This window comes from Christensenella timonensis, assembly GCF_900087015.1.
Lineage (GTDB): Bacteria > Bacillota > Clostridia > Christensenellales > Christensenellaceae > Christensenella > Christensenella timonensis.
Genome location: NZ_FLKP01000002.1, coordinates 956225 through 979050, shown reverse-complemented (window position 1 = coordinate 979050; position 22826 = coordinate 956225). Strand labels below are relative to the sequence as shown.

At 52.9% G+C, this 22826-nt stretch carries 23 protein-coding genes; 7 read left to right on the top strand and 16 right to left on the bottom strand.

What is annotated here, in order from left to right; all coding sequences use genetic code 11:
• Positions 1-61 precede the first annotated feature (61 nt).
• On the top strand, positions 62-1411 hold the full coding sequence (locus tag BN6471_RS06175; protein WP_066646580.1) for an MATE family efflux transporter: 1350 nt from the start codon (positions 62-64) through the stop codon (positions 1409-1411).
• A gap of 48 nt (positions 1412-1459) precedes the next feature.
• On the opposite strand, the gene BN6471_RS06170 is transcribed toward BN6471_RS06175, so the two are convergent.
• Both BN6471_RS06170 and argH read right to left on the bottom strand, forming a co-directional pair.
• Entirely contained in the window at positions 1460-2539 is a 1080-nt protein-coding gene (locus BN6471_RS06170; protein WP_066646579.1) for a L,D-transpeptidase family protein, read from the bottom strand.
• 56 nt (positions 2540-2595) lie between these two features.
• Entirely contained in the window at positions 2596-3975 is a 1380-nt protein-coding gene (gene argH / locus BN6471_RS06165) for an argininosuccinate lyase (RefSeq protein ID WP_066646577.1), read from the bottom strand.
• Positions 3976-4101: 126 nt separating this feature from the next.
• Between argH and BN6471_RS06160 the strand changes: the two genes are divergently transcribed.
• Positions 4102-5010: a magnesium transporter CorA family protein gene (locus tag BN6471_RS06160; RefSeq protein ID WP_066646574.1), complete on the top strand. Its 909-nt coding sequence runs from the start codon at positions 4102-4104 to the stop codon at positions 5008-5010.
• Here the strand turns inward: BN6471_RS06160 and BN6471_RS06155 are convergent.
• Positions 5007-5240, bottom strand: coding sequence for a helix-turn-helix domain-containing protein (locus BN6471_RS06155; protein WP_066646566.1), 234 nt, complete (start codon positions 5238-5240; stop codon positions 5007-5009). The two genes, BN6471_RS06160 and BN6471_RS06155, sit on opposite strands and share 4 nt — an antisense overlap.
• An 87-nt stretch (positions 5241-5327) precedes the next feature.
• Between BN6471_RS06155 and BN6471_RS12880 the strand changes: the two genes are divergently transcribed.
• Together BN6471_RS12880 and BN6471_RS06150 are read left to right on the top strand one after the other, a co-directional pair.
• Positions 5328-5504, top strand: coding sequence for a hypothetical protein (locus tag BN6471_RS12880; RefSeq protein WP_156511791.1), 177 nt, complete (start codon positions 5328-5330; stop codon positions 5502-5504).
• A gap of 151 nt (positions 5505-5655) precedes the next feature.
• Positions 5656-6252, top strand: coding sequence for a hypothetical protein (locus BN6471_RS06150; RefSeq protein ID WP_066646559.1), 597 nt, complete (start codon positions 5656-5658; stop codon positions 6250-6252).
• Positions 6253-6314: 62 nt separating this feature from the next.
• On the opposite strand, the gene BN6471_RS06145 is transcribed toward BN6471_RS06150, so the two are convergent.
• The 3 genes from BN6471_RS06145 to BN6471_RS06135 form a co-directional block, all read right to left on the bottom strand.
• Positions 6315-6926 (bottom strand): HdeD family acid-resistance protein, encoded by a 612-nt coding sequence (locus BN6471_RS06145; protein WP_066646556.1) that lies wholly within the window; start codon positions 6924-6926, stop codon positions 6315-6317.
• Positions 6927-6949: 23 nt separating this feature from the next.
• On the bottom strand, positions 6950-8188 hold the full coding sequence (locus tag BN6471_RS06140; RefSeq protein ID WP_066646554.1) for a glutamate-5-semialdehyde dehydrogenase: 1239 nt from the start codon (positions 8186-8188) through the stop codon (positions 6950-6952).
• An 85-nt stretch (positions 8189-8273) separates the two neighbouring features.
• Complete coding sequence (locus tag BN6471_RS06135; RefSeq protein WP_066646552.1) at positions 8274-9323, bottom strand: N-acetylmuramoyl-L-alanine amidase; 1050 nt, start codon at positions 9321-9323, stop codon at positions 8274-8276.
• Between the two features lie 106 nt (positions 9324-9429).
• Between BN6471_RS06135 and BN6471_RS06130 the strand changes: the two genes are divergently transcribed.
• Both BN6471_RS06130 and BN6471_RS06125 read left to right on the top strand, forming a co-directional pair.
• Positions 9430-10182, top strand: a complete 753-nt coding sequence (locus BN6471_RS06130) for an SDR family NAD(P)-dependent oxidoreductase (protein WP_066646550.1) — start codon at positions 9430-9432, stop codon at positions 10180-10182.
• Between the two features lie 58 nt (positions 10183-10240).
• Positions 10241-11002, top strand: a complete 762-nt coding sequence (locus BN6471_RS06125) for an SDR family NAD(P)-dependent oxidoreductase (protein ID WP_066646548.1) — start codon at positions 10241-10243, stop codon at positions 11000-11002.
• 49 nt (positions 11003-11051) lie between these two features.
• On the opposite strand, the gene BN6471_RS06120 is transcribed toward BN6471_RS06125, so the two are convergent.
• Entirely contained in the window at positions 11052-11846 is a 795-nt protein-coding gene (locus BN6471_RS06120) for a type II secretion system protein (protein WP_074025759.1), read from the bottom strand.
• Between the two features lie 245 nt (positions 11847-12091).
• Positions 12092-12823 (bottom strand): YebC/PmpR family DNA-binding transcriptional regulator, encoded by a 732-nt coding sequence (locus BN6471_RS06115; protein ID WP_066646539.1) that lies wholly within the window; start codon positions 12821-12823, stop codon positions 12092-12094.
• Positions 12824-13012: 189 nt separating this feature from the next.
• On the opposite strand from BN6471_RS06115, the gene BN6471_RS06110 reads away from it, so the two are divergent.
• Positions 13013-16099, top strand: coding sequence for a transglycosylase domain-containing protein (locus tag BN6471_RS06110; RefSeq protein ID WP_066646537.1), 3087 nt, complete (start codon positions 13013-13015; stop codon positions 16097-16099).
• 70 nt (positions 16100-16169) lie between these two features.
• On the opposite strand, the gene BN6471_RS06105 is transcribed toward BN6471_RS06110, so the two are convergent.
• From BN6471_RS06105 to BN6471_RS06070, 8 genes are all read right to left on the bottom strand, one after another.
• The gene (locus BN6471_RS06105; protein ID WP_066646534.1) at positions 16170-16706 is read right to left on the bottom strand and encodes a 2-oxoacid:acceptor oxidoreductase family protein; all 537 of its coding nucleotides are present in this window, start codon (positions 16704-16706) and stop codon (positions 16170-16172) included.
• A 2-nt stretch (positions 16707-16708) separates the two neighbouring features.
• On the bottom strand, positions 16709-17446 hold the full coding sequence (locus tag BN6471_RS06100) for a thiamine pyrophosphate-dependent enzyme (protein ID WP_066646531.1): 738 nt from the start codon (positions 17444-17446) through the stop codon (positions 16709-16711).
• 2 nt (positions 17447-17448) lie between these two features.
• Positions 17449-18510, bottom strand: a complete 1062-nt coding sequence (locus tag BN6471_RS06095; RefSeq protein ID WP_066646521.1) for a 3-methyl-2-oxobutanoate dehydrogenase subunit VorB — start codon at positions 18508-18510, stop codon at positions 17449-17451.
• A gap of 36 nt (positions 18511-18546) precedes the next feature.
• Positions 18547-18753, bottom strand: a complete 207-nt coding sequence (locus BN6471_RS06090) for a 4Fe-4S dicluster domain-containing protein (RefSeq protein WP_066646513.1) — start codon at positions 18751-18753, stop codon at positions 18547-18549.
• 76 nt (positions 18754-18829) lie between these two features.
• Entirely contained in the window at positions 18830-19513 is a 684-nt protein-coding gene (locus tag BN6471_RS06085) for a hypothetical protein (RefSeq protein ID WP_066646511.1), read from the bottom strand.
• A gap of 97 nt (positions 19514-19610) precedes the next feature.
• The gene (locus tag BN6471_RS06080) at positions 19611-20864 is read right to left on the bottom strand and encodes a CdaR family protein (protein WP_066646509.1); all 1254 of its coding nucleotides are present in this window, start codon (positions 20862-20864) and stop codon (positions 19611-19613) included.
• Positions 20861-21718: a diadenylate cyclase CdaA gene (gene cdaA, locus BN6471_RS06075; RefSeq protein WP_082903367.1), complete on the bottom strand. Its 858-nt coding sequence runs from the start codon at positions 21716-21718 to the stop codon at positions 20861-20863. Before cdaA ends, BN6471_RS06080 begins: the two co-directional genes overlap by 4 nt.
• Position 21719: 1 nt before the next feature.
• Positions 21720-22826 carry a SpoIIE family protein phosphatase gene (locus tag BN6471_RS06070; protein WP_066646507.1) on the bottom strand — a complete coding sequence of 369 codons (1107 nt, stop codon included), beginning with the start codon at positions 22824-22826 and terminating at the stop codon, positions 21720-21722.

Sequence of the window (22826 nt, the reverse complement as noted above, 5' to 3'; positions counted from 1 at the left end):
TATTGTTAGGCCTGTGGATACGCACGGGCCTTTTTTATTTGGTAAGGAGAGTAAAAGCGATATGCAGGATATAAACAACCAAAACATCACCGCTACCTTTTTAAAGTATGTTTCCTTAAACGTACTCAGCATGTTCGGCCTGTCCCTTTATGTGCTGGCGGATACCTTTTTTGTCGCCAACGGTATCGGGGCGGACGGCCTCGTTGCCCTGAACCTCGCCATCCCCGTCTACAGCTTTATCAATGGGCTCGGCCTGATGATCGGCATCGGCTCGGCGACGCTTTTTTCCATCGCCATCGGCAAAGGCAGGCAGGATTCCCTAAACCGTATCTTTACGCAGGCATTTGTCGTCGCCGCCATATGCGGCATAGTAATCACAGCCTGCGGCCTGCTCTTCAACCGCCCGCTTTCCATCGCCCTCGGAGCGGAGGGGGAGCACATCATTGAAATGACCTCCACCTACCTGAAAATGCTCATGCTTTTCTCGTGTGCGTTCATTCTGAACAACCTGCTGGTCGCGTTCGTACGCAACGACGGGGATCCGCGCCTTGCCATGATCGGTATGCTGTCAGGCTGCCTGTTCAATATCGTGTTCGACTATATTTTCGTGTTCCCCATGCAGCTGGGCATCTTCGGCGCGGCGCTGGCAACAGGCGTTTCCCCCATTGTCAGCATGGCGATCCTCTCGCTGCATTTCCTGCGCAAAAAAAATAACTTCAAGCTGCAAAAAACAAAATTCAAGGGTGCGGAAGTCAAAAAAACAATGCTGACCGGGCTGCCCTCGTTTATCATGGAAGCTTCGTCCGGTATCATCATCATTGTCTTTAACCTGACCATCCTGCGCATCGCGGGCGACCTTGGCGTTGCCGCCTATGGCATTATCGCCAACCTTGCGCTCGTGTGCATCGCCATCTTCACCGGTGTCGGCCAGGGGATACAGCCCATCTTGAGCCATTCCTACGGCGCGGGGCGCATGGATCATGTGCGGCACATCTATACCGGCGGGGCGATCCTCGCGGGCATCCTCGGCCTTGTGTTCTTCCTGGTCGGGTTCTTTTTCCCGTCGCAGATCGCTTCCATCTTCAACAGTGAAAACAACGCCCAGCTTGCCGCCCTGACGGTAGACGGCTTGCGCATCTACTTCTTCGGCTTCCTCTTTGCGGGGCTCAACATCGTCACGACCTCGTTTTTCGCCTCTATCGCGCAGCCGCGCCCGTCCTTTGTTATCTCCGCGCTGCGCGGCTTTGCGCTCATTATCCCGTTCGTATTGTTGCTGCCGGGTTTCTTTGGTTTAAACGGAGTCTGGATGGCGGGGCCCGCGACCGAGATACTGACGCTTGCGTGTGCGCTCATCCTCGTGTTCCGCTTCTTCAAAAAGCACAGCGCCCACGCGGCGATCCGTACTGCATAAAAAAGCCCGGCGCATTCCTGCCGCCGGGCTTTTCGTCCGTTATATTTTTTAGTCCTGCGACCCCTGCACGAAGGGTACGTCCGTCGCAACATCCTTTACGCTCCAGTTGTCCGTACTGGGAATGTTTTCCGGATCAATGTCCGGCCGCTCGCTGGGCAACGGCGCCAGCTCCAACTGCTCGCGGATCGAAGCCGTCTTTTCATCGTTCGGGTCGCCCGCGCGGATCACGCACACCGTTCCCGGCGCGATGTTGTACCACATCCACTTGGCGTCCGGCACGGTAAGGCGCACGCACCCGTGTGAATCCGCCGTACCCATCTTTTCCCATACTTCTTCGATGTACGTACCCGTATCCATCTTATCATAAAGGATCGTGTGGAAATAAAACGCGCCGTATATCTGCGTCCAGTATTGCCCGTACGTCTTATCGCGCGCAAACTGGCTGAACCGCACATGGTATTTGTTCATTTTAAAAGTACCCTGCGGCGTCGCGCCGTCCTTGCCCGTAGAACACAGCATGTAACGAACCGGGATCGTATAATTCCCGTCGTCGTCTTTCGTATAAACAAGCGTCACCTGATGCTCCACATCCACGATGATCTTGTACGTTCCCGCCTCAGGGAACCCTTTCGGATATTCGTCGCGCGTCCCGTCGTCGCTCATCACCAGCTCTTCAAAACTCATGCCGACCGTAGGGGCGAGCTTTAAAAACGTATCGCATGCTTTCGCCTTGCCGGAATTTAATAATTCTATTGTCTGCGCGTCCGCGATCCCCGTGACATCAAGCCCGTTCTGCCTCTGGAACGTTTCCACCGCTTCCCTGGTCGCCGAACCGTAATAATCCGTCGCCTTGTCCGCGTGCAGGTAATCGAGCTGAATCAGCCGCTCCTGCAATTTGGTGACTTCAGGCGACTGCGCCCCCTCCTTAAGCGTCGCCGGAGTAGGCGTGGGCGTCGGGGTTGGTTTAGGCGTCGGCGTCGCCGCGGGCATTTGCGTTGCGCTCGGTATAGCTGTCGGCTGCTCGGACGGCTGCCCTGCATCCGCCGCCGCGCACCCCGTCAAAAGAGACGCCGCCAGCATCGTTGCCGCCGCTGCCCAAACAGCCGCTTTTTTCCATTTGTTTGCCATTCCCTTTTTATTCCTTAGTATTCCAGTTTTTCCCATTTTAAATGAACAATCGTTCATTAAAGCTCTCCCAGCAGCCGTTTTGCCTGCCGGATATGCTCATTCACCGCTTCCGGCGCGGGCCCGCCCGGAACGTTTCTCGTGTTCACACATGTCGTAAGGCTGATCGCGTCAAAGATGTCCTCTTTTGCGTCCGGCGCAAACTTCCGGATTTCCTCGAGCGTCAGTTCGTCGATCGCTTTGCCGTTCTGCTCGCAGTAAAGCACCAAATGCCCTACTACCGCGTGCGCGTCGCGGAACGCCATGCCGTTCTTCACGAAATAATCCGCCGCGTCCGTCGCGTTGGTAAAACCACGTCCCGCGCCCAGTTGCAGCATATCTTTCTTCCATTCCGCCGTCTTGAGCATCCCGCACATCACCTGAAGGCACGCGTTTACCGTATCTACCGCGTCAAATACGCCTTCCTTGTCCTCCTGCATATCCTTGTTATATGCAAGCGGCAGCCCTTTCATAACGGTCAGCAGGCCCATCAGGTCGCCGTATACCCTGCCCGTCTTGCCGCGTATCAGCTCCGCCATATCCGGATTTTTCTTTTGCGGCATGATGCTCGACCCAGTGGAGTACGCGTCCGATAAACGCAGCGTGCCGTATTCGTTGGTGGAAAATAAAATGATCTCCTCGCACAGCCTCGATAAATGCATCATGCATATCGAAGCCACCGACAAATATTCCAGCGCAAAATCGCGGTCGGATACGCCGTCTAAACTGTTGCGCGTAATCTCGTCCATCCCCAGCTCTTCCGCCGCCATCGCGCGGTCAAGCGGGTATGTCGTCGCGCACAGCGCGCCCGACCCAAGGGGCAGGATGTTCGTGCGCCTGCGGCAGTCAATCAGCCGCTCTATGTCGCGGTAGAACATCTCAAAATAGGCCATCATATAATGCCCGAGCGTCGTGGGCTGCGCCTTTTGCAGGTGCGTATAAGCGGACATAATCGTGTCCGTGTTTTCTTCCGCTATGTCGATCAGCACGCCGCATAGCTGTATCAGGTTTTGTGTCGTCTCGTCGACCGAGCGGCGCATATACAGCCTGAAATCCGTCGCCACCTGGTCGTTGCGGCTGCGTCCTGTGTGCAGCTTCTTTCCCACGTCGCCGACGCGCTCCGTTAAAAGCCGCTCCACGTTCATGTGGATGTCCTCGTCGTGTACGGAAAACTCCACCTTGCCCGCGTCAATATCTTCTAAAATACCTTTCAGTCCCTCGATGATTTTCCCTGCGTCCTCTTTGGGGATGATCCCCTGCTCGCCCAGCATACGCGCGTGCGCGATGCTCCCCGTGATGTCCTCGCGGTACATGCGGCAGTCAAACCCGATAGAAGACTGGAAGCCCTCTGCAAATTCGTCCGTATTCCCTTCAAACCTTCCGCCCCATAATTTCGGCATAACGCTTCTCCTTGCTCTGTTTTCATACTTGTTTATTATATCATAAGCGGCGTATATTATAACATAGGGATTTTGTCTTTTTCCCTGTCCGGTGCTATAATGAACGCGAAACGAGGAACGCATGCTATGTTATACGAAATCACCAACGGGATCATGACCCAAACAGACGCGGTCGGCGGCAAAAAAGAGGCGGAATACGTTTCCGTGTCCACTATCAAGGAATTTTCCGCCCATATCACGGATATTCCGCGCCAGACGCTGCTTGCCGCCCTCGAAAACCCGTCTATCCGCTTTGAATCCTACGATGATTTCGATTTGCTGTGCATCCCCTTTTACGAATTTGAGCACCGCTTAAAGGACAGTCCGCCCGTTTACATTTTCCTGCGTGCCGGCCGCCTGCATTTCGTGTGCGACCAGTGCGAAGAGCTGGCTTCGCTGCTTGACCGCTTCGCGCATACCAATAAAGGCGAAGCGAGCGTCGGGCGGCTGGTGTGCGCGTTTTTTGAGTATATTCTGGACGACGACCTGGCCTCCCTCGACAGGATCGAAGAACAGATTGGCGACTTAGAGGACGACGTACTGACGGATAAGCAGGGCAACATCACCAAAAGTATCATCGACAGGCGCAAACACCTGATGGTGATCATGCGCTATTATGAGCAGCTTTTGAATATACTGGAATCCCTTTCCATGAACGAAAAGCGTCTGTTCAGCAAAAGCTCCGTGCGCTTTTTGAACATTATCTACGGCAAAACGCAGCGCCTTTACGACAAAACAAAAAGCCTGCGCGAATACGTTTCGGAAATCCGCGAGGCTTACCAGGCCGAGGTCGACCTGCGCATGAACAATATCATGAAGATACTCACCATCATCACCATGATTTTCATGCCCTTGACGCTCATCGTCGGCTGGTACGGCATGAACCTGAAAATGCCCGAATACGCCGCGCCGTTTGCCTATCCCGTCGTGATCGTCATCAGCCTGATGATCGTCATTTTAAGTATTGCGTTCTTCAAAAAACAAAAGTGGTTTTAGCGCGCGTGCTTCGCGCGCGGATACGGCCTTGGGTCGTCCGTCAGGCCTAAAATGTAGTCCGTGCTCACGCCATAGTGTGCCGCCAGCTTAATTACAGCCCAAACGGGTATATCTCTTTCGCCGCGTTCATATCGCCCATAGACATTACGATTGCATTTCAGAATTTCACCAACCTGACGCTGAGATAAATCATGGTCTATCCTTAAATCTTCCAATCTTTGCAAAATCATAGCAATCACCTCTTGACTATGTTACCAATCGGTAGCATAATAGAGGCAATAGTGACCCCGAATGATTGTCATTCCAAGAGGCGTATTATGAAATCGCGCAAAGATATTTCCTATGAGGAATATACCCTTTCCCAGCTAAACAAAGAGCGCAGGACCGAAGTCCTGCGCCATATCGATTACCTGACCGACCGCCTGGCATTGAAATTAGACGCGGACGGCCAGCGTCTCTTAAAAGAACTTATTTTCTATTTACGCCTGCTTTGATTTTTATGCAAACGATCGATGTCCGCACATGTCCTTTTTATGTCCGCGGATGTCCTTTGTCGCGCGAAGAAAATGTAGTAAGATATTAATATAAAAGATAATCAGGGGGAATCCAGATAAAAAAGCATACTGGAAAATAAGGAGAAACGCAATGAAAAAACAAGAAATTCAAAAAATCAAAGATAAAGTAAGCACACTTCTAGGACAACGACTGGTAAATATGGAACGTTGGGACAATTATGCTGAATTTGGATTTATTCCCGCGAACAGGGATGTCGAGATTATTCGAGATCAGCTTCGTACAACAGAAAGAATTGAAGAGGATTTCGTTGTTGCGGCATTCTGCACATTTCGTTGGACATATCAAGATCGAATAATTCTGGCCAATCAGGACATGTTTCAGCCCAGTATTCCCATACTTGAGGCAAATGGCTTAGGAATCAGGGACGGAGAAGACGTACCGGATTTCGACTATTTAGAGTATGGAAGTAACCGCCTTGACGAAATCAACGAACAAACTTTTAGACCCGTCTATGAACAGACACTAGGGTTTATCGTCAAAAAAATCAATGTATCCAAATTCGGTGATCTAACAATTGATTTTGAAAACGGCTATCGGCTGGAAGTATTCATCAATGTTTCCGATCCAAATAATTGTTGGCAATTCTATGAAATAGGAGTCCCCAACAACATTACGGTCGGCGGCAACGCCATCGTTGAAGAGGACGTTGATGTTACGCTTACTTGATTTTATACAACAAAAAGAAGCTGCCTTTTATGGCAGCCTCTTTTGATTTCCCATAATATCCTTTACCTTTTATTGACCGCCGTCTTTCCGGCCATCGCCTCGGTAAGGAGCGCCACGCCCGCGATCGCAAGGTAAATGCCGATCACCACTGCGGATGTAAGCCAGCCCGTAAACGGCACCACGACGATGATGATTCCAAGGATGATATTGAGTACCCCGCTGGTCGAAAGCCAGCCCGTATCCTTTTCATCGAGGCTCCGAAAACGCCTGCATGCGAACATCTGCAAAAATCCGCGGTAGATGGTCACGAATCCAAGCACGATGGTAAAGATGTTCATCATCGCGATCTGGCTCGCCGGGTCGCCCAGCGAAAGCACAAGGATGACCGCACCCATAATGGCGAGGATAAATCCGCTTACCAGCGTTGCCGCGTTGCGGTATGCAGCGGCCGTGCGGAAATAAATGATCAGCTCGTAAACGCCCAGAAGCAGTACGCCAAGGCCTAAGGTGTTGTTGATGCTCACACTTCCCAAAAACGGCAGGAAAACCATCAAAAGCCCCATCGCGATCAGGCACACCGCCACAATCACGCCCGCGATCCTGTGCTGCTTGACGCGCTTTGCAAGCTCTTCCGGTTCAAAATCCATTTCCGGTATCAAATCCTGGTTATCCATATTGTAATCCCCTCTTGTTTTATTTAACGGATCTGCCCGTCACCGTCTATCACATATTTTACCGTCGTCAATTCTTCAAGCCCCATCGGCCCGCGCGCGTGCAGCTTCTGCGTGGAAATGCCGATCTCCGCGCCAAAACCGAATTCAAACCCGTCTGTAAAACGCGTGCTCGCGTTGACATATACCGCCGCGCTGTCCACTTCGTCCTTGAACCTCTCCGCATTCTTATAATCGTTGGTGATGATCGCCTCCGAATGGCCCGTGCTGTATTTGTTGATATGGGCGATCGCCTCGTCCACATCCCGCACGACCTTCACCGAAATGATATAATCGAGGAATTCCGTCTCGTAATCCTCCTGCGTAGCCGGAATCGCGCCATATTTCTGGCTGACCTCGCAGCCGCGGATTTCCACGCCCTCTTTTTTGAGGTCTGCAAACACTTTGGGCAGGAATCCTGCCGCCACGTCAGCATGCACGAGCAGGCTCTCCGCCGCGTTGCATACGGCCGGGCGCGTCGTTTTCGCGTTTACGGTGATCTGTGCCGCCATATTGAGGTCTGCCGAATCATCGACATAAATGTGGCAGTTCCCCGTACCGGTTTCGATGACCGGAACTGTCGCGTTCTGTACCACAGATTGGATCAGTCCCGCACCGCCGCGCGGGATGAGCACGTCGATCAGGTCGTTTAACTTCATCATTTCCGTGACTGCGCTGCGCGATACGTCGCGGATCAGTCCCACCGCGCCTTTGGGCAGCCCTGCGACCTCGCCCGCCTGTACCATTACGTCCGCCACTGCGGAATTGGAATGGATCGCCTCGCTGCCGCCCTTTAAAACGACCGCGTTGGACGTTTTCAGGCACAAGCCGATCGCGTCCGCCGTCACGTTCGGGCGCGCTTCATAAATAATACCCACAACGCCCAGCGGCACGCGCTTTTTTGTGATCATAAGGCCATTGGGGCGTTTTGTCCCATGTATGATCTCTCCGACCGGGTCGGCAAGCGCCGCCACGTCCCGAAGCCCTTGCGCCATATCCTGTATACGCGCCTTGGTGAGTGCAAGCCTGTCGATGAGCGCCGAAGTACGGCCCTTTTCCTTCGCCGCTTCCACGTCCAGCATATTCTGCTTTAATATAAATTCCGTATGGTTTAAAAGCCCCTGCGCCATCGCTTCCAGAATCTTGTTTTTTTCGATGGTCGAGAGCTTGTTCATCGCCGTTTTTGCGTCTTTCGCCGCCTGCGCGACCTTTAACACCGAACCCATGGCCTTCTCCTCGTCTTTCTTTGCTTTTTTTCAGTATAACATCCCGTTTTAACGAAAACAAGTCGCAAACATCCTGCCCAGCCGTTTATGCGAAATAATCCAGTATTCCCTGCAATACGCCCTGTGCGCACTTCTGCTGGTAATCGTCTGAAATCAACAATTCTTCTTCATTGCCGTTGGAAAGGCAGCCCATCTCCATATTGCATACGGGCACGCTGCTCCAATTAAAGCCCGTCTGGTCGTCCCGCTCGCTTATCCCGCGGTTTTTCGCGCCTGTCTCATCAACGAACGCACTCAGGATCGCCTCGCCCGCCGCGCGGCTTTGCCCCGCGATCCCTTCCGTGTACGGCCCGCTGGGAACGAGCATGAGCGCGCCGTGTACCGAAGAATCGTCCACCCCGTCGCAGTGCAACCTGACGGCGAGGTCGACCCCCGCGTCATTAAAAAGCTGTGCGCGCTGTTTGTTGGAAATATCGACGTCCGAGCTTTCGCGCGTCATCACCACTTCCGCTCCGTTTTCTTCCAGCAAGTCCCGCAGCTTAAGCCCCACCGCCAGCGTGACCTTATATTCCGGCGTTCCCGTGTTCTTTCCGTCCGCGCCCGAAGAGACTTTTGCTTTTTTCACCGGCGAATCCGGCGCCTGCGGCTCCGTTGCCGAATTTCCCTTTGCCTGGTGTCCCGGGTCTATGCCGATCACGATACCCGAAAGCGGCAGCGTACATTCCTTTGCGTCGTCCGCATAAATACGCGAAAGCGTCTGCTCCCCCGCAATCCCGTCCGCGCTCAGAGCGTTCTGCTTTTGGAACAGCGTCACAGCCCTTTGCGTCGCCGGGCCATATTTCGTGGTAAATTCGTCTATTTTGAGGTATCCAAGCTCGGAAAGCCGCTTTTGCAGTGCCATGACCGCCTCGCTCTCTACTCCGATTTTGAGTGTCGGGTCGGGGGTCGGGGTCGGTTCAGGCGTCGGCGTTGCCGTCTGCGTGGGCAAAACTGTCGGAAGCTGCGCCGCCGTACCCGGGGAACCCTGTGCGCTGGGAACAGGCGTTTCGGGCGGCTGCGTCCCCTGAGCGGCGCATGCCATAAGCATAGCCGCCAATACTATCATGCATACGATCGCGATTATCCGTTTTTTCATATCCGCTCCATTTTTTATTCTTTGTTTTATTATACCCTCATTCCCATCATTACACAATCTCGCCCCATAGTGTTATAATGAAACAAAAACAAAGCGGGAGGCGGCAATGAAAGCATTGATCACAGGGGCAAGCTCGGGCATCGGGCGGGATATCGCAAGGGAACTTAGCAAGCGGGGCTGCGGCCTCATCATCAGCGCGCGCCGTGAAGACCGCCTGCTGGAACTCAAAAATGAACTTTCGACCGGCGTAGAGGTTATCACCGCCGACCTTTCCAAAAAGGAGGAATGCCTGCGGCTGTATGAGGCGGTGAAAGGCGAAGATATCGATATCCTCATCAATAATGCAGGCTACGGCGTGTTCGGCGCATTCGATGAAACGGATCTTTACGCCGAGCTCAACATGATCGCCGTTGACATCGTCTCCGTGCACATTCTTAGCAAGCTGTTCTTAAAGGATTTCATCCAAAAGGATCACGGCTATATCCTCAACGTGGCCTCGTCCGCGGCCTTCATGCCCGGCCCTCTCTTTTCATCCTACTACGCTTCCAAAGCGTACGTGCTGCGCCTCACGCAGGCCATCCGCGAAGAGCTGAAAAAGGCGGGGCGGGACGTATATATCGGCGCGCTGTGCCCCGGCCCCGTCAATACGGAGTTCAACCAGACGGCGGGCGTACAGTTTGGCCTGCACGGACTCGCTTCGGAATATGTCGCCGCATACGCGGTCAAAAAAATGTTTGCCGGGAAAACGGTTATCGTGCCCGGCGCCGTTATGAAGGTCGCGCGCTTTTTTTCCAAGCTGCTGCCCGACGGCCTCGTCGCCAAAATGGCTTACGGCTTCCAAAATTCCAAAAAGGGTTGATACTCTTTGCAAAAGCTGTTTATCAATAGCACAAGACTTGAAAAAGAGGTGTCAGGGCGTGAAAATTGCGATCATCACAGGAGCTTCCTCAGGCATGGGGAAGGAATTCGTCAAACAGGTAAGCGCGCAAAAGTGCGTGGAACAGATTTGGGTCATCGCACGCAGGAAAGAACGGCTTGAAGAGCTTGCGCAGGAGGTTCAGACGCCCCTGCGCGTTTTTGCTTACGATTTGACGGATATGTCCCATATCGATGCCTTAAAGCAGGTGATGGACAAAGAGAAGCCCGGCGTGCAGCTGCTTGCCAACTGTTCGGGCTTTGCCAAGTTCGGTGATTTTGAGCAGGTACGCGAGCAGGATGCGCTCGCCATGATCGACCTTGATGTCCGCGCGCTCGTGGCCCTTACGATGGCGTGTATTCCCCATATGCTGCCCGGCGGGCACATCATACAGATCGCCTCGACGGCCGCCTTCCAGCCGCTTCCGGATATGAACATCTACGCCGCTTCCAAGGCCTTTGTCCTAAGCTATTCGCGTGCCTTAAACCGTGAGCTCGGCAAAAAAGGCGTTTCCGTTACGGCGGTGTGCCCCGGCTGGACTAAGACGGAATTTTTCGACGTAGCCCAAAAGAACGCCAGCAAGGGCGCGGTCAAAAACTTCCTCTTTTTATCCAAACCCGAAAATGTCGTTGCACGCGCACTGAAAGACGCGCAGCGCGAAAAGGATGTTTCCGTCTACGGCATATTCAACAAATTGCATATGTTTTTTGCCAAAATTTTGCCCGACAGCTCGATCATGACCTTCTGGAATGCCATGAAATAATCATATTTCGACCGCACGCCTGCGCCCGTCTTTTCATCGGGCTAGGCTTTCAGGATTTCTCAAACGAACCGCCGTCAAGGACGTTGTATGTCTTTCCTTCCGTTGTCTTCGTGCCGATGCACATCGTTCCCGTTTCCGTGGTTCCCGATTTTGTCTGGTAACGCGTGACCGGGAAACGATCCTTGTCCGCCGGATCGAGCCCCTCAATGTTGAGGTTTGCCCAGGTAATCGTAAAGTCGTCGTCCCCGTTCTTATAAATCCGCCAACTGGTATTCGCAGCGTCCACGCCGAATTGCTCCTCCAATAATTTGTTGATCTCGCTCGCGATCGCCGATCCATGGGTAGCGCTCGAATCCAGCGTAGACCTTACGGGCTTACTGGTAAAATAATTCTTAACGATGTCCAGCGACCATAGATCCTGTATATGTTCTTCATCCGTCTTTCCGGGGTTAGGCGGGTTGGGCTGCTCTCCTCCTCCGTGCGCGCTGCATGCGCATGCCGCGCTCCCATCAGGTGCAACAATGACCGTATATATGCCGTCCGTCGGGCATAAACCCGTATATGTATTTGTCCCCGTCTTAACCGCTTGTCCTTCAAACGACTGTTGTATCGCTTCATCAACCAGCGCGTTTTCGTCCGTGTTTCCCTTGCCTCTTTGTAAAGCCAGCCAATGTGTAACGTTCCTTGCCGCCGTGTCTCTGTTCGCCGCGCATGTGCTCTCCTGCGCATCGCCGACAAAGCCCATCATCGTCGGAATCAGTATCGCTGCCAGCACGCCGATGATCGCAATCACAACGATCAACTCTATTAACGTAAACGCTTCTTTCCTCTTCCGCTTCATCATATCACTTTCCGGCCTATCCGTGTTTTCCGCATAGGTCTCCCTAATTTTAGTATAACATTACCCGCTCGGTCATGTAAATATTTTGGGGATATGTATTGCGGATTTCTTACAAATCGCTATTATTTCATAACAAAAAATCTCTTGGTCTCCATGGCATACATGGCGATCAAGAGATTGGAAACAAGCCGCTAAGCAATCTGTACCATTTAAAATATTACAGTTTCAAATCCCCCTGCCAAAAGCTTTTATTCCTCGTCCGGCAAATCAGCGTTGTGGAAAATATTCTGCACGTCGTCGTTGTCCTCGAGCATATCCAGCATCTTTTCAAACTTGATTTGCTGCTCCTCATTTAAGGCCGTCGTCGTTTGCGGAACCATATCGAGCTCCGCGGACAGGAATTCATAGCCCGCCTCTTCCAGAGCTTCGCGTACCGCTGAAAAATCCTCCGGGGCAGTAGTGATCTCGTACGCGCCGTCCTCTGCCGAAAAATCCTCCGCACCAGCTTCCAGGGCCGCTTCCATCACCGTATCCTCGTCTCCCGCCTGCGCGTCGATAACGATCACGCCCTTTTTATCAAACATGAAAGATACGCTTCCGTTCGTGCCCAGCGATCCGCCGAATTTATCGAACGCATGGCGCACCTCGCCCACCGTACGGTTTTTATTGTCCGTCATCGTTTCCACGATCACGGCTACGCCGCCAATGCCATATCCTTCATAGGTCAGCTCCTCATAGTTGATGCTTCCCAGCTCTCCCGACGCCTTTTTGATCGATCTGGAGATATTGTCGTTCGGCATATTGTTGGCCTTCGCCTTGGCAATTACGTCCCTAAGGCGCGAATTCATCGACGGGTCAGGGCCGCCCAACTTGACCGCAACCGCGATCTCCCTGCCTATTTTTGTGAAAACCTTGCCGCGCGCGGCATCGGCTTTTCCCTTTTTGTTTTTGATTGTTGACCATTTTGAATGTCCGGACATTGCTTTTTCACCTCAAACCCATAATAATTACGGTACGATAGTACCATAACTCGGCCTTTTTGTAAACTTCTGCGGCTCTTGTTCTGTGAATATTTTGTGAAAAACATTTATTTGTAATGTGAATTATGCTAGTATTATTGTATCTTGCTATATATAGATGTAGTTATTTACACGGAGGTAAGTATTGCAATGGCTCCCAAGAAAGATTTTCGGGATACGATAAAAAACGCCGGGGAAAAAACCAAAAAGTTTTTCTCCTCTGCGGCAAATAAAATAAAAGGGGGTTTTTCGGGCGCATCCAACCAGGTAAAAAAAGTGACGTCCGAAAGCGTCCGCAAGTTAAGGCGGCCGACGCCGATTCCGTTCGAGAAGGAAGAGGTTCCCCAAAAGCCTGTAAAAACAAAAACTTATGTCCCCAAATCCTCAGGGCCTTTGCCGGAAAAGCCGGCTGGTCAAAAGCCCGCAAAGGCTTATGTACCCAAGGCGAAAGCGGCGGCGGAAAAACCGGTGAAAAAGCAGCCGGTCAAGCCAAAGCCGTTACAAAAGAAAACCACGGATGTTCCTGTTTCAGATGAAACGGTCATTTTTTCCGAGCCGGCCGGTAAAAAAATCAAAACGGCTGCAACGCCCCGAAAAGAGCAAACCCAGTCCATCCCTGTGGTGGGCGGTAAAAAATCCCTTTTCAAACCGCGCGACAAAAAACCGAATTTTGCCCTCGGCGTTGTTTTGACGACCATTAAATTTACCTTTGTGGCGATCATCATCGCCGTGGTTATCGGCTTTGGTTCCCTGATGGGCGTTGCGAACGCCTACCTCGATACCACGCCGGAACTCGACGTAGGCAAAATACAGGATCAGAGCTTGAGCTCCAAGATTTATTACCAGGATGGCGACACGACCAAACTGCTTGCCACCTATACGGGTTCCCAGAACCGTGATTACGCAACGCTTGACGAAATTCCCGAAGACCTCCGCAATGCCGTGATCGCAGTCGAGGATATCCGCTTTTACGATCATAACGGCGTAGATTTCCGCCGCCTCGTCGGCGCATTCCTCTCCAACCTGTCTTCCGGTAAGGTGGAGGGCGGCAGCACGATCACCCAGCAGCTCGTTAAAAACAAGCTGCTCTCCAATGAGCGTTCCTATAAGCGTAAGCTGCAGGAAGCCTATCTTGCGACCGAGCTTGAGAAAAAATACAGCAAAGACGAAATACTCGAAGCCTACCTGAACGCGATTCCTTTAGGCGGCACGGTATATGGCGTCAAAACGGCTGCCAAGGATTATTTTGCCAAAGACCTGTCCGAGCTCAACCTGCGCGAAATGATCCTCATCGCTTCGATCACGCAAAACCCGACCAAATACAATCCGCGGCTCGCGACGTACAAATACCCGGAGCACCTGCCCGACTTGATCAACCGTATGAACATCGTTGCGGAACGCATGTACTGGGACGGTATGATCACCGAGGAGCAATATAACGAGGTCATGATCCCTTCCGCGGATTACCTCGCTCCCGAATGTTTGGAGCCCGGCTATACCGGCGAAAAAATTTTGAAAGACGGATACCTTGATACGTGGAAAGAAATGATGAATATCCAGCCGGAATCCCCCACGAACGAGCTTTATAAATATCCGCATTTTGTCGAATATGTCATAAAGGACGTCCAAACCTTCCTGCTGCAAAAAGAAGGCCTTGAAGATACGGAAGCCAACCGCCAGAAAGTGGATCTGGAAATGCGGGCGGGCGGTTATGAAATCTATACCACGCTCAACCCGACGATCCAGGAGACCGTACAGAATACGCTTGCGAATTACGATGGGTATCCCACGTTGCCCAAGGGTGTCGCCACGGAAATCACAGACAGCAATGGTATTATAACGCCCCAGCCGCAAGCTGCGGCAGCGGTCATAGATAACGAAACCGGATATCTGGTGGCTATCGTAGGTTCCAAAGACGAGCCAACCATCCGTATCACCACCAACCGTGCCGATGAGGGCCTGCCGGTCGGTTCCTCTATGAAGCCGCTTGCCGTATACGGGCCTGCGTTTGACATCGGCTACGGCCCTGTCTCCGGCGTTCCCTATATCGACGCACCCATTTCGGGATGGCTCAACGAGGATGGCGACGAAAGCAATCCCCGCATGCAGGGCGGTACGCAAGGCCCTATCACAATGCGGTATGCAGTCGTGAAATCCCTCAACGTCGCCGCAGCGCATACGCTGATGGATTATGTCACCATCGATACGTCCGTAGATTACCTGAATAAGCTCGGTATCCCGAACGAAAATATCACGCCTACAGGCGTAGGCCTTGCCCTAGGCGGCTCGCCGGTAACTCCCATCCAGATGACTGCGGCCTATGCAGCCATCGCCAACCAGGGCGAATACCGCCAGCCCGTTTCCTTTACGCTCGTGCGCGATGCGAACAAAAATGTGATCATCGACGCGTCTACAGACCGGGACGTACACCAGGCCTTCAAGCCCTCTACGGCTTACATGCTGACAAACGTCCTGGAGGAGGCTGTCCGTGAGGGTACCGGTGAAAATGGCAACCTTGACGGGATCACTACAGCGGGCAAAACGGGTACGGTCGGCAACAACAAAGGCGCGACATTTGCCGGTTATACCCATTACTATTCTTCTTTTGTGTGGGTAGGGCAGGATCAGAATAAGACCATCGGCGACAGCTCCCTTGCCAGCCGCGTGACCGCCCCCTTGTGGAAGGAATATATGCAGAAAATCCATGAAGGGCTTGGATTAGGCGATGCCCCTATCATTGACGGCACGCCCGAAGATTTCAACATCAATACGAACGCGCAAGTCTGTGCATACACCAACCTTGCGCCGGGCAGCGGCTGCCTTGTATTTTCAGGCTGGATGCTTTCCGGTACTGAACCGACGGAGGTATGCAGCGGCCAGCACTCGACCTCTTCGATTAAGATGTGCGGCATTTCGGGGATGCGCTTCATCGAGGGCGTATGTCCGGAAGAATCGGCATACTATTATTATTCCCACTCATTCCCGTCGGATTCCCCGTATGCCAAATGGAGCGGCAGCGGTTCGTCTACAACGGAAACCGCAGTAGGAGAGGACGGCCTTTATACCTCCGGTGGCGATCCGAATACGGAGTGTAATGTACACTTTCCAGGATGGGACCTGCCGTCAGAATCGCCTACGCCCACTGAGACGTATACGCCGGCGCCGTCGTCCACCCCCGCACCAACGACTGCGCCCGAGCCTTCTCCTTCACAGGCGCCCCAGCCTGAAGGCGGCTGATCGGCCAATCAACAACATAAAAAGCCCGTATGGTAATTCCATACGGGCTTTTCTCATTCGTATTTTTTTACTACCTTGCTGCCTGTGCCCCCAGCTTGAGCGCTTCCTCGTTCATGGGGATGAGGTGCGCTTTCTTCTCTCCCATGATCTTTGCCAGACATTCGATGATCGTCTTATTGTCGACCACATGGGCACATTCATTGTACGCACCCAGCATGACCATGTTCGCCGCTTTGACACTGCCCGCTTTTTCCGCCAGCGTGTTGGCCGGGACTTTGATCACCTTGATATCGCTGCGCTGCGGCTCCACCTCGATGAGATCGGAATCCATCAGCAGCAGTCCGCCCGGCTTTAAGTCCTTCTCATACTTTTCCAGCGACGGCCGGTTCATGACGATCAGGTAATCCGCTTCCACAACCACGGGCGAACCCACTTCATCGTCAGATACCACGACGTTACAGTTCGCCGTGCCCCCGCGCATCTCCGGGCCGTACGACGGCAGCCAGGAAACGTTTTTACCTTCGTTCATACCCGCATAGGCGATGATCTGGCCGGCGAGCAATACGCCCTGTCCGCCAAAGCCTGCCAAAATAATCTGTTCTGTCATGATTATCTGCCCTCCTTCGTTACGCCCAAAGGATATTGGGGAATCATGTTCTCTTTCAGCCACTCAAGCGCCTCTACCGGGTTGAGCCCCCAGTTTGTCGGGCAGGTAGAGAGTATCTCCACCATTGAGAACCCTTTCCCCTCCATCTGACACTCGAACGCTTTTTTGATGGCTTTTTTTGTTTTGATGATATTGGGTACGTCATGTACGGACGTACGTTCGATATAATATGCCCCGTCAAGCGTAGCGAGCATTTCCGCCATGCGCACGGGCATCCCCTGCGTTTCCGGGTTCCTGCCGTAAGGGGAAGTCGTCGTGACCTGCCCTACCAGCGTCGTAGGCGCCATCTGGCCGCCTGTCATACCATAGATCGCATTGTTGACAAAGATCGTCGTGATCTTCTCGCCCCTTGCCGCTGCGTGTACGATCTCTGCCGTACCGATGGAGGCAAGGTCGCCGTCCCCCTGGTAAGTGAATACCAGATCTTCCGGGCAGGTACGCTTGATCCCTGTTGCGACAGCCGGCGCACGCCCATGCGCCGCTTCCATCATGTCGCAGTTAAAATAGTTGTATGCAAAGACCGCGCAGCCGACCGGTGCGATACCGACCGCCTTATCCTCCATGCCCATTTCTTCAATGCACTCTGCCACCAGCCTGTGGATGATACCGTGCGTGCACCCCGGGCAATAATGGAAGGGAACGTCTGTGAGCATTTTCGTTTTCTGGAATACCTTCGTCATGATTATTTGCCCTCCTTCAGCTTAAGAAGCGCCTTTACGACAGCGTCCGGAGCCGGGATAAAGCCGCCTGTCGTGCCATAAAATTCCACCGGCACTTTCCCGTTCACAGCAAGCCTTACGTCTTCGATCATCTGCCCTGTGTTCATTTCCACGCACAACATGCCCTTGACACGTTCTGCCGCCTTCGCAAAAGCCTCGGTGGGGAACGGCCACAGGGTGATCGGACGGATCACGCCCACTTTGATGCCCATCTCGCGCGCTTTTAAAGCCGCATTTTTGGCAATACGCGCCGTCGTCCCGAAAGCCGCGATCACATAGTCCGCGTCGTCTGTCATGAATTCCTGCACACGCGTTTCGTTCTTGGTGATCTCAGCGTATTTCGCCTGCAACTGGTCGTTGACTTCCTTCATGGACTCCGCTTCGATATACAGTGAATTAATGATGTTCCGCGGACGGGATTTATCCTTCCAGCCGTTTGCCGCCCATGTCTTTTCAGGCAAGTCACGGCCTTTTTTCTCTGCAAATTCAACCGGTTCCATCATTTGGCCGATCATACCGTCGCCCAAAATCATGACAGGGATACGGTATTGGTCTGCAATATCAAACCCTTCTGCAACGAGGTCTGCCGCTTCCTGTACGCTCGACGGCGCCAGCACTACAAGGTGGTAATCGCCATGTCCGCCGCCCTTCGTCGCCTGGAAATAGTCGCCCTGCGACGGCAGGATACCGCCCAGGCCGGGCCCGCTGCGGATAATGTTCACAATGAGGCAGGGAAGCTGCGCGCAGGCGATATAACTGATCCCCTCCTGCTTTAAGCTGATCCCCGGGGAAGAAGAAGAAGTCATTACGCGCGCGCCAGCGCCCGCCGCGCCATATACCATATTGATCGCGGAAACTTCGCTCTCCGCCTGGATGAACGTCCCGCCTACCTGCGGCATGCGCTTGGACATATATTCAGGCACCTGATTCTGAGGCGTGATCGGGTAGCCGAAAAAGTGCGTGCATCCTGCCTTGATGGCGGCTTCCGCAATTGCCTCGTTTCCTTTCATTAATACCTTAGCCATTTATCTTTTCACCTTTATCCTAAAATTTGATTAAAATTATTTATCCACTTCAAGGGCACAATCCGGGCACATACGCGCACATGCCGCGCAGCCGATACATTCCTCCGGCTGCTCGATGCCGATCGGATGATATCCCTTCACATTCAGATGCGACTTGTCGATCGCCAGCAGCTTCCTGGGACAAGCTCCGATGCACAGGCCGCAGCCCTTACATGTATCCTCATAGATCGTTAACTTTGCCATTTTCTCATCACCTTTTATATATAAATTTTTTTGCAATTTCGCTTTACTGCGCCCAAAAGGGTACCCCTATAGAGTATCACTTTTCACTTTCAGCGTCAACAAGCCAGTCCGGGAAAGTATAGATGTTGAGCGGTATTTGCGGGAGTTTATAACCCGCATTGCTGAATTCGACCAGAATCTCCGGTTTGCCGGAAACATACAGGATCGGCACCCCTGTTTTCCTGCTCACCTCTTCACATACCTTCTGCCCGTCCAACAGGTCTGTAATGCTGCTCTCACGCCCCAGGTTCGTATTATTGACCAATCCGTCTATCTTGAGGCGTACCCGTGCGCTGATCTGCTCCATCATGTCCATGATCTCTCCTGCCGTCTGCTGCAGCGGCCGGCGCGCATTCACAACATAATAAAACACCGTATCCTCCCGTACCGGCTGGAACTTCTGCAGCAAGCCGCCCAGTGCCGCCGCCCCCACCGGGTCACCGCCCGCGTCGAACACCGCTGTTTCACTTTCAAAGGCCGCCATGACCTCCGCCGAAAGGACGGGCACGTCCACATTGGTATTGGCATACGGCGGTGCGATCAGCTTCACGCTGTGCCGTGCTAAAAGCGCTTCGTTTTCCGCGCTGCGGAAATACGGATTGACAACGTCCATATCGACAAGCGTCACCTGCTGCGTTTCCGCTAGCTTCAGTGCCGTATTGAGTGATATTTCCGTTTTACCGCTGCCGTAGTTGCCAGCAAATATATTAAATCTTTTCATTCTTTTCCCCTGTCCAAAACGGCGCGTCCAGCGCGCCGTTTCATGCCTTAATATTCGTTCTTCCTCCGCCGGACGAAGCCTCCTTGCGGCTGTGCCGTTACGATATTGTCACCGTCACTGTTGCAGGGCTTGCCGCCACCTTCACGCCCAGATCCGGTTCGTTTTCAAACTTGACCTGCACATTTTCATGTACACCTTTCGTAAGGCCCGAGAGATCGACGAACGGTTTGAGCTTAGAAGCGGAGAAGGACTGGAATGCCTCTTCCGTGCCCAATACTTCAACATCGATGTTTTCCGGATCGATTTTAGCCTTCGCCCCGTCGGCCAGATTTTTATATGCAATCTTCACCGCGGAATAGGTGCGTTTTTCTTCCGGCTGCGCGATCGTCAGTTGCACCTGCACTTTGGCCGGTACTGCCGCTATCACGCCATCCGGCAGCTTTACGCTCGCCTCGACGATCATGTCCCCGGAAGCGTTATCCAGCTCGATCGGTTCGAGCGTCACGCTGCCGATCGCTTCCAGCGTTTCCAGCTCTCCCGCCAGATCCACGCTCGCCGGTTCCACACTCACGCCCGTGATCTTATAACCGTCCGCAAGCCCCGTGGTCGTCGTTTGGATCGCCGCCGTATCGATAGTAACGGACTTTTTCTGGTAAACAGGGATTTCCACAATAACAGACGGCACGCCGCTGAAGAGGTTATTGCCTACTTCCTCTCCCTTGTCGTTCACATACGTCACCTTGTAGCTCCCCTTGACCGACTCTTTCGCCTCGTCGATATCCACTGTACATACCGCTTTGGCGACATTTTCCACATTGGACTGGGCGCCCGTTACGGTAACATATGTTTCAGAAAGCACCGGCTCCCCATAGTAAAGCCAATCCTTCTCCGTCCCGGCCAGCTTGACCTCTACGGGTACTTCCTTGGAGACGATCTCCTCTACCACCACCGTGACCGAGCTCGGGTTCACCTTCGTGATATTACACTTTTCCAGCAACGGCTTGACGTCCACTTGGAGGGTATATTCCCCAGGCGTCTTGATGTTGGAAAGGTCGATGCTGGCCTGGAGCATGTTTTCGTTCAGGTACTGGAGCGCGCTTGTGGGCGCGGAAGCCGTGACCTCCGCCGTCTTCAACAGGTCGGAAAGCGGTACTGTTGTCGTCAGGTTATTTTGCTTCAGCTCGTCCGCCGCCGTATAGGTGACCGGTATACTCTCAAATGTCTTGGACATATACGGATCCGTGGAGGCGATCATAAAGCTCCACAGGATAAAGGCAAACGCCACGGCGCCTACTTTCATCTTCCAGTTGTGGACGAAGATACGTTTTATAATATCCAGGATCTTGTTCATTCGTCGTCACCCACCTTCCGTTTGAATTTGGAACCGGTGAGTTTTTTATTCGGCTTTTCATCCGTTTCCGGCATATACAGCTCGGATAATATCTCTTTGAGCATCTTTGCGTCGATGTAACGCTTGAGCACGCCGTCATATACAAACGAAATGATTCCCTTTTCTTCGGAAACGACGAGGACATATGCGTCGGAAACTTCAGATATCCCCAGCGACGCCCGGTGGCGCGTCCCTAATTCCTGCGCGATTTGCTTGTTGTCGGAAAGCGGCAGGAAGCAACCCGCAGCCAGTATTTTGTCCCTGCGCAGGATCATCGCCCCGTCGTGAAGCGGCGTATTCGGATAAAAAATGTTTTCGATCAGTTCACTGGAGATATCCGCTTGGAGCACCGTGCCCGACTCCGTGATATCCCCCAGCCCCGTCTTACGCTCAAAAACGAGGATCGCGCCCACCTTCTGCTTGGACATATTGAGTACCGCGCGCGAGATCTCTTCGATGATCTTCTCCGCTTTTTGAACGTCGACCTGCGTCTTGCTGGCAAAAGAAAATATTTTCCCACGCCCCAGCGTCTCTAGCGCCCGCCGGATCTCCGGCTGGAACAATATGACGATCAGGACGGCGCCCGCCGTCAGGATCGCGTTAAACAGCCACGAGGCTGTCTTTAAATCAAACACAACGAACACCCGCGCCAGGATCAGGATGATCCCCAGCCCGATCAACACCCGTATGGCCCGCGTTTTCGCGAGCAGCTTGATGACCCAATAAAGGATGACCGCCACGATAATGATATCGAGCGCGTCAAGCCATGTAAAGGCCAGCAAACTGTTTACAAGCGGTTCCCAGAACTTTTCCAAATTACTCTCCCTTGTCTTCCTGGTAAGCCTTCTTCTCGCACAGCAGCATCGTCAGGTCGTCCTCCGGATTGCTGTGCAGTTCTTCCCGTACTTCCTTGATAAAATCCTTACTGTTGAACGTATCCTGCCCGAGCAGCTCGAACAAACGCTCCTTTACCTTAGGATCGCTATGGATATCGTCCACGCCATCCGAATAGATCAAAAAGCGCATGCCGTCTTCAAAGGTAAACGTCCCGTCCGCAAACGGCGTATCCAAAAACCAGTCGCACAGCGGGTGCGAGGGCATATAAAGCTCCCTGAATTCCCCGTCCTTATAAAGCACGGGCATAACGGACAAGCCCGCGTTGGAATAGGTCGCTTCATTCGTCTTCAAATCAATAACGGTGATGAATGCAGTAATATAAATCGCATCCGACAAATTCAAGTCCAAAAACTCATGCTCCGCATAGTTCAGGATCTCGGACGGTTTGAAATATCCCATCAAACAGGCGGCGCGTACCACCCTTGAGAAAAACACGGACAACATCGCAGGCATGACGCCATGCCCCGACACATCCGCCAGGTAGACGACCAGCTTATCATCATAAACGGTACAGTCGTAAATATCCCCGCCGACTGCCTCGCACGGGAAAAAACCTGCCGTCAGCTCATACCCGCAGCCGACTTTAGGCATAGTGCTCTTAACAAGCGCCTCCTGCAATTTACGCGCCAACTGTAAATCCTTTTGCATCTTTGCATTCTGCATCAGCAGGTTTTGTTTGATATTGTAGTCAAGCGTGATATCGCGGAACACTTCCACTGCCGCGATATTGCTTCCATCCGGCCCTTTTAAAGGTGAAACCGTCACCGAATAGACGCGCCCACCCACCTTGCGCGTCAGACGTTTGGGGCCTCCCTCTTCGAGCACTTCCCGCGAAAGGCAGTGCTCGCACGGCGCATCCTGATGGAACGGTTCATAGCATTTATGGCCCTCCCCAGCACCAAAGCGTTTTTCAAACGCCTCGTTTGCCATAACGACTTTGCCGTCCCTTGATATAACGCGCACCATATCGCTCATTGCGCCTAAAACAGACGCTAAGTATTCGGTGTCATTCATGATCGTGTCCAT

Excerpts from the sequence above, each read along its gene's own strand:
- BN6471_RS06175 (WP_066646580.1), top strand. The coding sequence starts at position 62 with ATGCAGGATATAAACAACCAAAACATCACCGCTACCTTTTTAAAGTAT.
- BN6471_RS06170 (WP_066646579.1), bottom strand. The coding sequence starts at position 2,539 with ATGGCAAACAAATGGAAAAAAGCGGCTGTTTGGGCAGCGGCGGCAACG.
- argH (WP_066646577.1), bottom strand. The coding sequence starts at position 3,975 with ATGCCGAAATTATGGGGCGGAAGGTTTGAAGGGAATACGGACGAATTT.
- BN6471_RS06160 (WP_066646574.1), top strand. The coding sequence starts at position 4,102 with ATGTTATACGAAATCACCAACGGGATCATGACCCAAACAGACGCGGTC.
- BN6471_RS06155 (WP_066646566.1), bottom strand. The coding sequence starts at position 5,240 with ATGATTTTGCAAAGATTGGAAGATTTAAGGATAGACCATGATTTATCT.
- BN6471_RS12880 (WP_156511791.1), top strand. The coding sequence starts at position 5,328 with ATGAAATCGCGCAAAGATATTTCCTATGAGGAATATACCCTTTCCCAG.
- BN6471_RS06150 (WP_066646559.1), top strand. The coding sequence starts at position 5,656 with ATGAAAAAACAAGAAATTCAAAAAATCAAAGATAAAGTAAGCACACTT.
- BN6471_RS06145 (WP_066646556.1), bottom strand. The coding sequence starts at position 6,926 with ATGGATAACCAGGATTTGATACCGGAAATGGATTTTGAACCGGAAGAG.
- BN6471_RS06140 (WP_066646554.1), bottom strand. The coding sequence starts at position 8,188 with ATGGGTTCGGTGTTAAAGGTCGCGCAGGCGGCGAAAGACGCAAAAACG.
- BN6471_RS06135 (WP_066646552.1), bottom strand. The coding sequence starts at position 9,323 with ATGAAAAAACGGATAATCGCGATCGTATGCATGATAGTATTGGCGGCT.
- BN6471_RS06130 (WP_066646550.1), top strand. The coding sequence starts at position 9,430 with ATGAAAGCATTGATCACAGGGGCAAGCTCGGGCATCGGGCGGGATATC.
- BN6471_RS06120 (WP_074025759.1), bottom strand. The coding sequence starts at position 11,846 with ATGATGAAGCGGAAGAGGAAAGAAGCGTTTACGTTAATAGAGTTGATC.
- BN6471_RS06115 (WP_066646539.1), bottom strand. The coding sequence starts at position 12,823 with ATGTCCGGACATTCAAAATGGTCAACAATCAAAAACAAAAAGGGAAAA.
- BN6471_RS06110 (WP_066646537.1), top strand. The coding sequence starts at position 13,013 with ATGGCTCCCAAGAAAGATTTTCGGGATACGATAAAAAACGCCGGGGAA.
- BN6471_RS06105 (WP_066646534.1), bottom strand. The coding sequence starts at position 16,706 with ATGACAGAACAGATTATTTTGGCAGGCTTTGGCGGACAGGGCGTATTG.
- BN6471_RS06100 (WP_066646531.1), bottom strand. The coding sequence starts at position 17,446 with ATGACGAAGGTATTCCAGAAAACGAAAATGCTCACAGACGTTCCCTTC.
- BN6471_RS06095 (WP_066646521.1), bottom strand. The coding sequence starts at position 18,510 with ATGGCTAAGGTATTAATGAAAGGAAACGAGGCAATTGCGGAAGCCGCC.
- BN6471_RS06090 (WP_066646513.1), bottom strand. The coding sequence starts at position 18,753 with ATGGCAAAGTTAACGATCTATGAGGATACATGTAAGGGCTGCGGCCTG.
- BN6471_RS06085 (WP_066646511.1), bottom strand. The coding sequence starts at position 19,513 with ATGAAAAGATTTAATATATTTGCTGGCAACTACGGCAGCGGTAAAACG.
- BN6471_RS06080 (WP_066646509.1), bottom strand. The coding sequence starts at position 20,864 with ATGAACAAGATCCTGGATATTATAAAACGTATCTTCGTCCACAACTGG.
- BN6471_RS06070 (WP_066646507.1), bottom strand. The coding sequence starts at position 22,826 with ATGGACACGATCATGAATGACACCGAATACTTAGCGTCTGTTTTAGGC.